The 14,519-nt window shown below is 54.1% G+C and carries 8 protein-coding genes and 1 pseudogene; 8 read left to right on the plus strand and 1 reads right to left on the minus strand.

Features of this window, described 5'->3' with window-relative positions; all coding sequences use genetic code 11:
- From rpsD to yihA, 4 genes and pseudogenes are all read left to right on the plus strand, one after another.
- A partial coding sequence (rpsD, locus tag NTU47_07640; GenBank protein ID MCX6133668.1) for a 30S ribosomal protein S4 occupies positions 1–564 on the plus strand: 564 nt, incomplete at its 5' end.
- Between the two features lie 183 nt (positions 565–747).
- Positions 748–1,737 carry a DNA-directed RNA polymerase subunit alpha gene (locus tag NTU47_07645; protein MCX6133669.1) on the plus strand — a complete coding sequence of 330 codons (990 nt, stop codon included), beginning with the start codon at positions 748–750 and terminating at the stop codon, positions 1,735–1,737.
- A gap of 67 nt (positions 1,738–1,804) precedes the next feature.
- Positions 1,805–2,185, plus strand: a pseudogene (gene rplQ / locus NTU47_07650) (50S ribosomal protein L17).
- A gap of 240 nt (positions 2,186–2,425) precedes the next feature.
- Entirely contained in the window at positions 2,426–3,055 is a 630-nt protein-coding gene (gene yihA, locus NTU47_07655; GenBank protein MCX6133670.1) for a ribosome biogenesis GTP-binding protein YihA/YsxC, read from the plus strand.
- Between the two features lie 252 nt (positions 3,056–3,307).
- On the opposite strand, the gene NTU47_07660 is transcribed toward yihA, so the two are convergent.
- Positions 3,308–3,643 carry a GIY-YIG nuclease family protein gene (locus NTU47_07660; GenBank protein MCX6133671.1) on the minus strand — a complete coding sequence of 112 codons (336 nt, stop codon included), beginning with the start codon at positions 3,641–3,643 and terminating at the stop codon, positions 3,308–3,310.
- Between the two features lie 685 nt (positions 3,644–4,328).
- Here NTU47_07660 and NTU47_07665 point away from each other — a divergent pair.
- From NTU47_07665 to NTU47_07680, 4 genes are all read left to right on the plus strand, one after another.
- Positions 4,329–5,471 (plus strand): alanine--glyoxylate aminotransferase family protein, encoded by a 1,143-nt coding sequence (locus NTU47_07665; GenBank protein MCX6133672.1) that lies wholly within the window; start codon positions 4,329–4,331, stop codon positions 5,469–5,471.
- Positions 5,472–5,893: 422 nt separating this feature from the next.
- Entirely contained in the window at positions 5,894–7,471 is a 1,578-nt protein-coding gene (gene serA / locus NTU47_07670) for a phosphoglycerate dehydrogenase (protein ID MCX6133673.1), read from the plus strand.
- Between the two features lie 337 nt (positions 7,472–7,808).
- The gene (locus tag NTU47_07675) at positions 7,809–10,907 is read left to right on the plus strand and encodes a TonB-dependent receptor (protein MCX6133674.1); all 3,099 of its coding nucleotides are present in this window, start codon (positions 7,809–7,811) and stop codon (positions 10,905–10,907) included.
- Between the two features lie 92 nt (positions 10,908–10,999).
- Positions 11,000–14,482 (plus strand): hypothetical protein, encoded by a 3,483-nt coding sequence (locus NTU47_07680; GenBank protein MCX6133675.1) that lies wholly within the window; start codon positions 11,000–11,002, stop codon positions 14,480–14,482.
- Positions 14,483–14,519 lie beyond the last annotated feature (37 nt).

Consider the following 14,519-nt stretch of genomic DNA (forward strand, 5'->3'; position numbering starts at 1 on the left):
GGGACGAAATGCTACACGGAAAAATGTCCTGTAGAACGAAGGGCTTTTCCGCCGGGACAACACGGCCAGAACCGTCGCCAGAAGATCTCCGAGTACGGGATCCAGCTTCGCGAGAAGCAGAAGGTGAAGCGATCATACGGATTGCTGGAGACGCAGTTCAGGAACTACTTTGAGCGCGCGTTGAAGCAGACCGGCCGGACAGGCGAAATCCTGGTTAAGACGCTTGAACGCCGCTTTGACAATGTCGTCTACCGGATGGGGCTTGCCCCGTCACGGAAGTCGGCCCGTCAACTGATTCTCCATCGTCATTTTACTGTCAACAATCAGGTCGTTGATATTGCTTCCTACCTCCTGAATCCGGGTGACGTGATCCAGGTTCGCGAGAAGAGCAAGAAGCTGGACCTTATCCATTCCTCGATGAAGCGCGTCAAAGATACGGCAATGCTCCCCTGGCTGAGTCTTGACAAGGCGACGTTGACCGGAACATTTTTGCAGGTTCCGGAGCGCGCCGATGTGCCGCTGCAAGCCAACGAGCAGCTCATCGTCGAGTTGTATTCGAAGTAACCTTAACGGTCGTTCATCAATGTTTCATCAAGGCTGTCCAGAAAGTACTATCAATCCTTACTGCTAGTTCAGGAAATCTCGACTATCGAGGATTCTTGAACCTCAACGTGGTCGAAATGACATTTCGACCTACATTTTGGACAGCCTCCAACGTCCTCGCGAACAGCGAGAGGAAAGAGAACTATGAGCAACGCATTAGTTCAGATGCCAGAAAAGATCGAGATCGACGAGAGCTCCCTGACCCCAACCTTTGGGCGCTTCACTGTCCAGCCGCTCGAGAAGGGTTTCGGAGTTACGCTTGGCAATTCTTTCCGACGAGTGCTGCTGTCTTCACTTCCCGGAACGGCGACTACTGCCATACGGGTTGACGGCATCCAGCATGAGTTCTCCACGATCAAAGGTGTGGTGGAAGATGTCGCCGATCTGGTCTTGAACCTTAAGCAGGTTCGAATGAAACCCATCAACAAAAAGCTCACGAAAGTGACGCTGGTTGTCAAGGGACCCGGAGAATTGAAAGCCGGTGACATTCAGAAAGCCTCCGCCGAACTTGAGGTTCTGAATCCGCAACTTCACCTCGCCACGCTCGGCAAGGAAGCCAACTTCGAACTCGAGCTCCGGCTCGGCCGCGGCAAGGGATACGTCCCGTCCGAAGAGAACAAGGCCCCGGATCAGCCGATCGGGACGATTGCGATCGATTCGATTTTCACGCCGATCAGAAACGTCCGGTTCTTTGTCGAACCGACACGCGTCGGCGGGCAGACAGATTTCGAGAAGTTGATCCTCGAGATCGAGACAGACGGATCGACTTCACCGGAAGAGGCGCTCACGCACGCGGGCAAGATCCTGCGCGATCACATCCAGCTCTTCATCAACTTTGAAGCGGAGCCGGAGACCGAGAAAGTGGAGAGCGAAGAAGAGGCGAAGCTGGCATCGATCCGAAAGACCCTCAAGATGTCCGTGGATGAACTGGAGCTTTCGGTCCGCTCGCACAACTGCTTACGGTCTGCAAATATCAAAACCATCGCCGATCTCGTCCGCAAGGATGAATCGGAACTTCTGAAATTCCGGAATTTCGGCCGCAAGTCGCTCGCCGAGTTGTCTGCGATCGTCGATGAACTGGCTCTGAATTTTGGGATGGATGTGGATAAGTATCTGAAAGACAGCAACGAGTAAGCCTGGATGTCCGGCAGAATGACCTCGTGCCCTGTTGTGTTTAGCTATCACTAAGAGGAACTGAAGAATGCGTCATCGAAAGTCAGGTCGAAAACTCGGAAGAACCGCAAGCCATCGCAAAGCGACGCTCTCGGCCTTGAGCGTGGCGGTCATCCGGCACAAGAAGATACGCACAACGACGGCGAAGGCGAAAGAAGCCCGGTCTGTGGTGGAGAAGCTCATTACGCGGGCAAAGCGGGCTGTGGCGAAAGAAGGCGATGGAAAGCCGAAAGATGTCCATGCACGCCGTGAGGTGTTCGCGTTCCTTCGTGACCGGGAAGCCGTGACCACACTCTTCAACGATATCGCTCCGAAAGTGGCAACACGCGCCGGAGGCTACACGCGCGTCGTGAAACTTGGAAGGCGCCACGGTGACGGCGCTGAAGTTGCTATCGTGGAACTGGTCGATTTCAACACCGGCCAGGAAAAAGTTGCGCCAAAGACAAAGGCAAAAGCTGCTGCAGCTCGCAAGCGGGGACCAAAGAAGGGTAAGCCCGAATCATCAAAGAAAGCCGAAAAGGCAACGACAGAAGCCGCACCGGAAACGCCGGCAAACGCTGAACCGTCGGAGCCCAAGGCCGCGGAGTCTAACTCCAAATAGTGAGAGTAGACTGTTCTTTCTGGTTTTGTCGAAGAGAGGGAAGTCTCCATGCTCAAAATCACGTCTGCTGAATTTCTCCAGGGTGTAGCGGATCTTCACCAGCTTCCGAAGAATGAGCTGAAAGAAGTCCTGTTCATCGGCCGGTCGAATGTCGGCAAGTCGTCGTTGCTGAACAAGATGTGCAATCGCAAGAGCCTCGCCCGATCGAGCTCCACGCCGGGCAAGACCAGGGAAATCAACTACTACATCATCAACAATCAGTTTTATTTCGTCGATCTCCCGGGATATGGTTACGCCAAGGTGCCGGAACAGATGCGCGCGGGATGGAAACGCCTCATCGAGGATTTCCTCAAACGCGGACGCCCCATCGCACTGGGTATGCAGCTGATCGACTCCCGCCAGGAACCGACTCCGCTCGATCTCATGATGATGGACTGGCTCGAGTACTACGAGATTCCCGACCTGCTTATCCTGACGAAAGCCGACAAGCTGCCCGTGAGCAAGCTCACCAAGCAGCTCGAGGCCTACAAGGTTCGCTTCAACCAGCAGCTGACGGAAGGTTCATGCCGGGGAATCGTGCCGTTCTCCATCATCACGAGCGAAGGCAAGGGTGAATTGCTTCGCCTCATTGATGTTCACATGAACCACGCACTGAATCAGAAGAAGGAGGCCGTCTAAGGACCGCACTCTTGAGAGAATTTTTTGTTTCAACAAAGGCCCCGGATCACTTCGGGGCCTTTGTGTTGATGTGCCATCCTTCGACTCCGCGCCGACTGCGAATCGTCGGCGCTGCGCTCAGGACGGTGGTGTTATTTCGTTTGCTGCAAAAAACTGCGTCAGTCTGAGCGCAGTCCTGAGCGAGCCCTGACTTTGGGCGAGTCGAAGGACGAAGTCGAAGACTGTTCTGCGCCGAAATCGTCCGGAGCGCTGTCACGAGGATGAGCCCCGTTTCTCTTTCCGCGAAGCTCTCCGTTCTCTCATTTCCTTTGACTGCGCCAGTTCGTGAAGCAAGTCAAAGTCTCCTTTGATCAGCGCTTCTTTCTTCTTCCTCGACCATCCCTTGATTTGTTTCTCGACGTCCATCGCCTGAAAGATATCAGGAAACTCACACAGCCACACAAGTTTCACCGGCCGACGAGCCGACGTGTAGCCCCGGAAGGTGCCGAGCTGGTGCTGTTCCATCCTCCGATCGAGGTTAGTGGTGACCCCTGTATAATACGAAGCATCACTGCATAGAAGTATGTAGACCCACGCGCCCTTTGACATTTTTCGCCTCCTTTTATCACATGATAGGCGATCTGAAGAAAAGGAGACAACCAGAAATGCTTGGCATTTTTTTTGCTAGGGTGGGACATGCGATTCTGCCAAGCATGGAGCATCCTTCGACTCCGTGCCCGCCTATCGGCGGCCACTGCGCTCAGGATGGCTATGGTTTTTTGGTTTACCTAGAAGAAAAGCACCGTCGGTCTGAGCGGAGTCGAAGACCGTAACGGGTTTGTGCCATCCTCCAATTCTTCGACTCCGTGCCCGCCTATCGGCGGCCACTGCGCTCAGGGTGGCTATGGTTTTTTGGTTTACCTAAAAGAAAAGCACCGTCGGTCTGAGCGGAGTCGAAGACCGTAACGGGTTTGTGCCATCCTTCAATTCTTCGACTCTGTGCCCGCCTATCGGCGGCCACTGCGCTCAGGGTGGCTATGGTTTTTTGGTTTACCTAAAAGAAAAGCACCGTCAGTCTGAGCGCAGTCCCGACATTCCTTGATGTCTTCTATTGGGCGCTTTTTGTCGGGACGAAGTCGAAGACTCTAAGCGGCCTGCGACACCTTTCCCCTCGAGCACAGGATCGACACACTACTTTCCGCAGCACAACAGCGTGCGGTTGCATATCGCGCACCTGATCGCTATGTTTCCTCAGAGCTTCACTTCTATGAATCATCCCGGGATTTTCTGCCAAATGAAAAAACGATTATTCACACCAGGTCCAACTCCCGTTCCGGAAACAGTGATGCTGAAGATGGCTGAGCCGATCATCCATCACCGTCATCCCGAGTTCAGGGAGATATTCAAACGGGTCAATCAGAACCTGAAGTACGTTTTCCAAACCGATCAGCCTGTGCTGACACTTGCAAGCTCCGGAACCGGGGGGGTGGAGGCAACGTTCGTGAGCTTGTTCTCCCCGGGAGACACCGTCATCGCAGTCAACGGAGGAAAGTTCGGCGAGCGCTGGGTGAAAATGCCGCGGGTCTTCGGGCTCAACGCAGTTGAGATCAAGGTCGAATGGGGGAAAGCTCCCACCCCCGGGCAGGTGCTTTCCGCCCTGAAGGAGCATCCGCAAGCAAGGGGGGTCTATCTCGTCCACAGCGAGACTTCGACGGGTACGGCCACCGATGTCAAAAACCTGGCAAAACTCATCCGAGAGAACTCAGATGCGCTCGTCTGTGTTGACGGTATAACGGCGATCGGCGCGCATGAATTCCGTTTTGACGAATGGGGGATCGATGTCTGCGTGACCGGTTCCCAAAAATGGCTGATGATTCCTCCGGGGCTGGCGTTCGTCGCTGTTAGCAAGCGTGCGGTTGAGGCGATGGAGAGATCCACACTCCCCAAATTCTATTTCGACCTTCGTAAAGCGCTCAAATGCCACGAGAATGATGACACACCGTGGACGCCCGCGATCTCGCTGGTCATCGGCCTCGACGCGGCACTGCAGATGATCCGGAAGGAAGGGATCGAGAACGTCTGGAGAAGACATGAGCGGCTTGCGACAGGATTACGCGAGGGGGTCAAGGGAATGGGGCTCAAGCTCTTCTCTGATTCTCCATCCTTTGCGGTCACGCCGGTTTGGCTTCCCGCTGGAATTGACTGGAAGGTGTTCAACTCCACTCTGAAAGAGAAGTATGGCATCACGATTGCAGGCGGCCAGGACGAATACGCCGGGAAGTTATTCCGGGTTTCCCATCTTGGCTACTACGACGAGCTGGACATGATCACAATGGTCGCGGCGCTCGAGATGGTGCTGTTCGAGAGTGGATATTCGTTCGAGCTTGGCAGCGGTTTACGCGCAGCACAGGCTTCGTTCCTTACGACCGCGCGATAACAATCCGTGTGGATCCGTTACATCCGTGTCATCCGTGGTTGCTTTGAATTTAACCACGGATCACACGGAAACAGCGCGGATTGTCACGGATTTAGAATTCCAGATGTTGCCTCAACCCCGGTTGTCAGAGAGTTAGTAAGCACCTCAATCACTGAAAATCAAAAAGACCCAGCTATTGAATCAGGGAACGGAGTTCGCGCCGCTCAGGCCTCGTTTCTGATGAGGTCATGACAACAATCTGTGTGGATCCGTCTCATCCGTGTCATCCGTGGTTGCTTTGTCTTTAACCGCGGATCACACGGAAACAACGCGGATTGTCACGGATTTAGAATTCCAGCTGTTGCCTCAATACAATTTTGAAATTTGAACTTGGAACTCAAAACTCAAAACTACTAACTCAAAACTCTAAACTGAGAATTCCCTTGAAAGTCCTTCTAAGTGATCCGATTGAACAGGTCTGCTCCGACATCCTCACCTCGGAGGGCTTCGAAGTTGTCTCTAAACCCAACCTCTCTCCGGATCAACTGAAGTCGATCATAGCGGATTACGATGTGCTGATTGTCAGAAGCGGAACGAAGGTCACGGCCGACGTTATCGCTGCAGCTCCGAATCTGAAGATCATCGGAAGGGCAGGAGCGGGAGTGGACAACGTTGATGTCGACGCAGCCACCAGGCACGGCATCGTCGTCATGAACACTCCCGGCGGCAACACGATCTCAGCCGCCGAGCACACGATGTCGTTGCTGCTCTCCATGGCCCGGAATATCCCTCAGGCAAACGAGTCGATCCGGCAGGGGAAGTGGGACCGGAAGAGCTATATCGGCACAGAACTTCTAGAGAAAACGATAGGGATTGTAGGTTTAGGAAAGATCGGCAGAGAAGTCGCCTCGCGTTGTCAGGCGTTTGGCATGGTGACAATCGGATACGATCCTGTGCTCTCCGCCGAGGTCGCAGCAAGAGCGAACATCGAGCTGGTGTCCCTGGACGGAATTTTCAAGCGATCCGATTTCATCACCCTCCACACTCCGCTGAACGATGAAACGAAAGGACTTATCGGTGACGATTCATTAGTGAAATGCAAAAACGGGGTTCGCATCATCAACTGCGCTCGCGGGGGAATCGTCGACGAGCATGCGCTGCTCAGGGGTTTGCAGTCCGGCAAGGTGGCCGGGGCAGCCCTCGACGTTTTTGAGAAAGAGCCGCCGGGAGATCAGCCGTTGTTCCATCATCCGCGCGTGATCGCTACTCCTCACCTCGGTGCGTCAACGGAAGAGGCGCAGGAAAAAGTTGCCCGTCAGATCGCAGTGCAGGTTTCTGATATGTTGAACGAGCGGGGCATCGCCGGCGCTGTGAACGGAGAGGTGGTCCAACTCGCGCTAAACAAAGAGCTCAAGCCTTTCGTTGCTCTCGCCGAGAAACTCGGAAGTCTCCTGGCTCAATTGATGGCGGGGCAGTTGAAAAAAATCTCCGTCACCTGCAGCGGCGCATTTCTTTCTCCTTCGCTCGACCTTGTGACTGCGGCGGTTCTTAAGGGAGCCTTCATGAAATTGATTTCCGAACCGGTGAATCTCGTGAACGCGCGTATGATAGCGCGGGAGATGGGGCTCGCTGTGGACGAAGAGAGAGAAAGCGAGCACCCCTCGTACATGCATCTGATCACGGTGCGGTACGAAACAGACAGGGAAGCGCGTCGTTTGGCGGGGACCGTCTTCAGCAATACCCACGCGCGCATCGTTCGCATTGATGACTTCCACTTCGAAGTGAATCCAGAGGGATCCCTTCTATTCTACAGTAATATAGATAAGCCCGGAATGCTGGCTCGCGTCGGTGCCACATTGGCAGATGAAAAAATCAACATCGGGGGTCTGTCCCTGGGACGAGACAAGCCCGGTCAGAAGGCGCTCACGGTCATTAATGTAGACACCCCGTTGAGCGAAGGTGTGCTCGAGAGGGTGGGCATGATCGAGGGGGTCACAGAGGTAAGGGCTGTGCGGCTTTGAGTGCATTTCGTCCCAAGGGATTCCGGGAATGATGTCAAGGATAATGTTACGAAATGACAATTTCCGCTTGACAAACGTATTCTCGTGTTATATATTCAGTTAAGCATATTTGGCAAATAACCCGTCTCACTGGCAAGCATTCCCATCAAGAAGGAGGTGACCTGCTAATTCGGACGACGGTGCGTTGTGTTGTTTTTGCGCGTCCGAAAAAACCAGCTTGATACCCTTTCCTCGTTGTACCCGCCGATAGTCCCCTGCAATCAATGCCGGGACTTCGACCCAGAACAGTGTTCCACTCTTCACAATTCACATTCTTCATTTACGAAGGAGGTACGTTATGTTCCGCAAGCTCCTTTTAGCTGTAGCCGCTTTGCTTCTTCTTCCCGTTCTCCTTGTCGCGCAGGATGGCAAGCTGCGTGGTAAGGTCACGGACAAGGAGTCGGGCGAAGCACTCATTGGTGCCAACATCACAGTTGAAGGCACCAACCTGGGTGCGGCGACCGATGTCAACGGCGAGTACGTTATCCTCAGCGTCCCACCAGGAGTCTACACGGTGAAGGCAACGTACATCGGCTATTCACCTGTGACGTATTCGAACGTCGAGGTGAATGCGAGCCTTACCAAGTCACAGAACTTCGCGATGTCGAGTTCTGCCGTGCAAGTGCAGGGCGTTGAAATTATCGCTGAGCGCCCTCTCATTCAGCGCAATACAACGAATACAATCCGTATTTCGAATCAGGCTGATGTGGCCTCCCTGCCGTTCCGCGGAGTACAGAACATCGTTGCTCTGTCTGCAGGCGTCGTTCAACAGGCAGGCGCCCTCTACGTCCGTGGCGGACGAAGCGGTGAAGTCGCCTACTTTGTTGACGGTGCGAACGTCACAGACCCGTCGAGCATGGGCGAAATGGTCAGCTTGATCCGTGAGGCTCTTCAGGAGGTCCAGCTTCAATCCGGCGGATTCACTGCTGAGTTTGGCGGAGCCAACTCGGGCATCATCCGTTCGTCGATGAGGACTGGCGGATCTCAACTGAAGATGTCGGTGGATTACCTGACCGATGATTTTGCCAAGACCGGCAAAGAATTCATCGGAACGACCTCTCGCGGGTACAAGAACGCAGTCGGAACCATCAGTGGTCCGATCATGTCCGGCGTCCGGTTCTTCCTCGCAGATCAATACAACTATGTGCGTAACGGTTCTTCACGTTTCATCACGCCGTTCTCATTCACGAATCTGACGCAGGACGAGTTCGGGGCGCCGCGTGTACTTGGCGAATCACTTCCCGGTCCGGTGGAGATGCTGAAGAACGCCAATCCGAATCAGACTTGGGACTGGACCAACACTGCACAGGGCAACCTGCTCTTTGACATGGCTGAGCTGGCAAACCTGCCCATGAAGATCAGGGTATCCGGCAACTACTCGTTCCGGAATAATATAAATGGCGGCTACTGGCCGTCATTATCCGCCATTTTCCGCAATCCGGACAAGATGTCACGGAACGATGCAAACACAGCATTTGGCAACTTCCGTTTGACGCACTTCCTCAGCCAGACCACCTACTACGAGGTCGGCATTTCCTACACCAAACAATGGGGCAGGACGTACGACAAGGTGTTTGGCGACAACTGGATGGCATATCCGGACAGCGCGGCGAACGCTCAGGCTGGTTTCAAGGGTTACAATGGCCACGGCTGGAGCTCCCGGTATTCCGGCCCACCGAACATGACTACGATCTATCAGTTCGCTTTCACCGATCCCGACGCTCCGAACAACGGGTACAGCAAGTACAACCAGACTCAAACTGCGGTAACGATTGACCTCACCTCGCAGATCTCCGGCCGATGGGAATTGAAGGCTGGCGGCAGCATCGAGAACTGGCTGTATCGATCGTTTAACTTTAGTGACATTGCGGGCTACCTCCGCTGGATTGACAACGACCAGAATGGTGTCGTCAACGCCGATGCGGTTGTCTACGCTTCAGACCTGGCAAAAGGCATCCCCCTCGAAGTCGCTCGTCGAGCCCGCACGATTGTTCAGGGCGGTGTCACGACGTACGGCTATGACTACTTGGGAAATGAGAAGGACGGTTACACAGTCGACGGCAGCTCCACGGTGTGGGACAAACCGTACAAGCCGACCTTTGCATCAGCGTACATTCAGAACAAGATTGAGTATCAGGACCTCGTGCTGAATTTTGGTGTTCGCTACGAGTATTCCTATACAGACGTGAAAGAAGTCCCGACGACCACCAACCCGGTTACCGGTCTGCAGGACTACGTCTATCCGGACGGTCTCAATCAAACTTTGAACTATATCGATCCAGGAACGTTTACGCGGACGACAGCGAACCATCTGTTCCTGCCTAGAATCAGCTTCTCGTTCCCGGTCACTGACCGCACGATCTTCTTTGCGCAGTATGGAAAGTACGCGCAGATGCCGTCACTCGGCCAGTTGTATCGCAGTGACAACGGTTTCCAGACGATCGTGAACCCGAATACCCGCTCTCCGTTTAGCGGAAGCGCTCCGTGGTTTGTGAAACCCGAGCGGACGACGTCGTTCGAAGTCGGGTTCCGTCAGTATTTGACGGACAACCTTGCGTTCTCGCTGAACGGCTTCTACAAAGACACGAAGAACCTGATCCAGCTTCGCCGTGTCTACGACTCTCAGGGTAATCCCAGCTTCACAGCGTACCAGAACGAAGACTTTGCCACGAGCAAGGGCATCGAGTTTTCGCTCGAGCTGAGAAGAACAAACCGGCTGTCCGCAAAACTCAACTACACATTGTCGGACGCTCAGGGAACTGGTGCCAACTCTGCATCGAATAGCGTTGCTACATCCGACGAAACAAAGGCAAGATTCCCGAACTTCACCGCGCCGTTGCCTTACAACCAGGCGAACCGCGGAAACCTCGTTATTGACTATCGTTGGGCAAAGGGTGATGGTGGCCCGATCCTTGAAGGCATGGGTCTATATGTGCTCATGAGCTTCAACAGCGGTCACAACTTCACGAAGATTCAGGAGCCGCAGAACCTTGGTCAGGCAAGCGCATGGAACATCGGCGTCAGGGCGTTGTTGGATGCCCGGACACGAACCCCGGTTGAACCTGCGAATGCTTCGACGACCCCGTGGGTCTTCAACATCGACCTGAACTGGGACAAGACGATCTATGCTGGCAGTGTCAATTTCACGATCTATGCCAACGTCCTGAACGTGTTGAACACCAAGCAGATCCTCAACGTGTACCCGTCAACAGGCACACCGTTTGACGATGGCTGGCTGAAGAGCTCGAACGCCGCGTCGTACAAGGCGATCCCGAATTACACAGATTTCTATAAGGCGATCAACCTTGACAACCGGTGGGGTATTTTGCAGAGCTTTGTCGGTGACGTATACGGCGCTCCGCGGCAAATCCGTGTTGGCGCACGCGTGGACTTCTAGCTTGAATCAGGGAAACGAATCCTGTTCCGCTCCAGCTGAACGGGAGGATGAATCGTGTAGTGAACCCTTTAACTAAAAAGGAGTTTTCAGTAATGATGAACTTCAGAAAGATTCTGCACTTGTCGCTCGCGTTGCTCAGCGTTTTGTTCTTGACGCTCGCAAACGCAGCCGAGAAACCCGGCAGCGGCAAAAACGACAAGCAGTCTCTCGGGAAGGTTTCAGGTACTCCCACGCACCAGATCCTGAACATTAACAATATCACGACGTGGGGTCGATCCGATGGCGAATCCAATCACTCGCCGTCTGCAGACAACGGGGTGTATTACCCCGTAGGAACCGGAAACGTTGTGTACGAAGACGGAATCGTCTTTGGTAGCAAGCAATTCCTGGACGCTGCGAAGAAAAATCCATCACAAGGTCAGAAAATCCGTGTTGGCGGATCGACCTATCTTTCAAACGTAGGAAACAAGGCGGGCTATGTGACCGGTGTCGGAGCTTCTGCGAAAGCAGCCAGCCCCGATGCGCCGGACGTCCGCTACTACAAGGTTCGCCGTGACTATTTCTACATGACGGATCCTGAATTGCAGTTCGATGCGTATACCCGCTTTGAGCACTCAAAGCAAGCCGACGTCACGCAGTCGGAAATGGATGCCGTGAAGGCGCAGTATGATACAGATTGGAAGAACTGGCCGGTCGCCCTTGGCGCTCCGTATATCGAGCGAAACGGGAAACCCGGTTATCAGGCCCCTCCGGTGTTCGGTCCAAATTTCACGGTTGACAGCCTGGTCTCTGGAAAATATGACGAACCCGGTGTCGGTGATCCTAACACGCCTGCCGATCAGGTGATGTGGACCGCCTACAACGATCTCGACAAGGCGCAGTCCCTTCGTTTCGAAGGTTCTGAGTCGCAGGGCATCGAGCTCCAGGTCACCACCTGGGGTTACAAGCGAACGGATGCCATGGGCAACTGCTATTTCAAGAGAGTGAAATTCACAAACAAGGGCGGCGTCGATCTTGGCAATGGAACTTTTGGCGCCTTCTATCTTGATAGCATGTATGTTTGCCAATGGTCGGATATCGACCTTGGTGACGCTGCCGACGACCTCGCCGGTTGTGACAGCGCCCGCAGCATGGGCTTTGTATACAACGGCAACCCGGTCGATAAGACTTTCACGAAATTCGGATTGCCACCTCCGTCATCCGGTTATGATTTCCTCGCCGGCCCGACAATCACCAGCGCGGGAGATTCTGCTGTTGTGGACTTCAAGCGAGTCTATGGGAAAAAGAATCTTCCCATGAGCGGATTCTCGTACTTCTCTGCCGGAAGTCCGTACACGGACCCCGGATTTGCAAACTATCCGTCGGGAACAGGCCAATGGTGGAACATGTTGCGTGGCTATGCTCCGCTCGGCACAATTACCGATCCTCCTGTTGTGTATGCATATCCCGCGACCCATTATCCGACGAAGTTCCCGCTCTCCGGCGACCCCACAAAGGGAATCGTCGCGGGCAACTTTGTTGACGGCGCAGGCACCTCGTCATCATTCGTCATGGGCGACCGTCGTATTCTTCTGAATACCGGTCCGTTTACACTGGACCCGGGCGAGTCTCAGGAGCTGTATGTTGGCTTCGTGGTGGGTATCGGCGCTGACCGTCTTTCCAGCGTCTCCGTCATGAAGGCGAGTGACAATGCCGTGCAGCAGACATTCGACCTCCTCTTCAAGGTCGCAAAAGCGCCTGCGGCACCGGTTGTGAAATTCACGGAAATGGACGGCGAGGTTATCCTTGATTGGGGCAACAATGCGGCCGCAGTCCTTGCTACGGAAACAAAGATTGCCGAACCCGGATCCTATACGTTCGAGGGTTACAACGTGTACCAGTTCCCCTCAGCAGGTTCGACGCTTGCGAATGCGAAGCGCATTGCCACGTATGATGTCGTCAACGATATCAAAGTGGTTCTTAACGACCAGTTCGATCTCGCATCCGGCGCATTCTTGAAAATACCGATTCAGTTCGGTTCGGATGCAGGCGTCAAGAGGCTGTACCGCTTTTCACAGGACAACATTCGCGATGTCGCGAAGCTGTACAATGGCCAGGCGTATTATCTCGGCGTCACGGCGTACTCGGTTACGGCTGTGCCCGGATACATCGCGGCTCTTGAATCAAGCCCCGGCGTGATCACGGTTATTCCGAAAGTTCCTTTCGGCAAGGTGTTCACGGCTAAGTTTGGGGACACTCTGAAGGTCACCGTGGGCGGAGCCAGCGATGGCAAGGCAGTACCGCTCGTGATCAATCCAGGTGCACTCACGGGAGACACGTACAAGGTCACGTTTGACGATACGAAGACTCCGACTGAGTGGAGCATCATCGACGTCACGAAGGCCAATAAGGTCATGCTTTCCGGTCAGACCAATCAGAGCGGCGACGACAACTACTTGTTCGTCGACGGTATGATGGTGAAGATCATCGGACCGAATCCTGGGATGCTGAGCTTCGCAGTTCCGTCTGGCACACGCCGCATTTCTCCTGTTGGCGGTTTCATTGGCCTCGGTCTGGAAGGATTCAGCAACGCCGGAGATGCGACTGCCTACGATGTGGCAAATGGCACAATCGGTATGGCCGGTCACCTTGCGTTTGGTGGCATCGGAACTACCTTGAAGCCAGCAGATTACCATTCGGTGCTGCTGAAGTTCGCGCCGGTTCCTGCGACATTGTGGGATCCAAAAGCAGCGACGCAGTCGTCTCCAAACTATTCCAAATCATATCGATATCTGCGAGCTGTAGGCACCACAAGCACGCCCGCAGATCCGTCCTTTGCTCCCTGGATCATCAACAAGGCCTCCGGCTATCCATATCAAGACTACAACTATGCCGTGCCGTTTTCAGCGTGGGACATCGATGTGACTCCGCCCGTTCGTTTGTCTGTCGGCAATTTCGAGAACAACGTGGTCGGCGGTTTGATCGACGGTCGCTACTATCCTGGTCTGACGTCTGTGGACAACAGCGTACCGCGTGAGTTCGCGTTCATCTTCTCTGCGCCCTACACAGAGACGCCGAATCCGTTGATGGCAGCCAACATCTCCAACAACGCGACGATGCCGTTGATGTGGGTGATGACGTGCGCCCGGCGTAATGATCCTCCCTGGGCAGACGGCGACAACTTCCAGATCAATGCAGGCAAGCTGAATACGTCGAAGGTGACGTACAACTTCACGTCCCCCGCTCCTCTGTCAGGAGCTGACCAGGATGCGATCAGTGCTGCAAAGATCGGTGTATTCCCGAACCCGTATTACGCGTCCAATACAGCAGAGACGAGCCGGTTCGACCGCTTCGTCACCTTCAACAATCTGCCAAAGAACGCTGTAATCCGGATCTTCAGCATTGCAGGGCACCTCGTAAGGACCTTGAATAAGAGCACAGATAGCCAGTTTATGCGTTGGGACCTGATGAACGCGAGAAACTATCCCGTGGCGAGCGGTGTCTATATCGCCTACATTGAACTGCCGGATATCGGCGTGACAAAGACGGTGAAGTTCTCGGTCATCCAGCAGCAAGAAGTTCTCGATTACTACTAAACCAGGGTTCGACAACGCACTTGAATAACAAGGAGAA

The organism is Ignavibacteriales bacterium, assembly GCA_026390595.1.
Lineage (GTDB): Bacteria > Bacteroidota > Ignavibacteria > UBA10030 > UBA10030 > UBA9647.

Excerpts from the sequence above, each read along its gene's own strand:
- NTU47_07645 (MCX6133669.1), top strand. The coding sequence starts at position 748 with ATGAGCAACGCATTAGTTCAGATGCCAGAAAAGATCGAGATCGACGAG.
- yihA (MCX6133670.1), top strand. The coding sequence starts at position 2,426 with ATGCTCAAAATCACGTCTGCTGAATTTCTCCAGGGTGTAGCGGATCTT.
- NTU47_07660 (MCX6133671.1), bottom strand. The coding sequence starts at position 3,643 with ATGTCAAAGGGCGCGTGGGTCTACATACTTCTATGCAGTGATGCTTCG.
- NTU47_07665 (MCX6133672.1), top strand. The coding sequence starts at position 4,329 with ATGAAAAAACGATTATTCACACCAGGTCCAACTCCCGTTCCGGAAACA.
- NTU47_07675 (MCX6133674.1), top strand. The coding sequence starts at position 7,809 with ATGTTCCGCAAGCTCCTTTTAGCTGTAGCCGCTTTGCTTCTTCTTCCC.
- NTU47_07680 (MCX6133675.1), top strand. The coding sequence starts at position 11,000 with ATGATGAACTTCAGAAAGATTCTGCACTTGTCGCTCGCGTTGCTCAGC.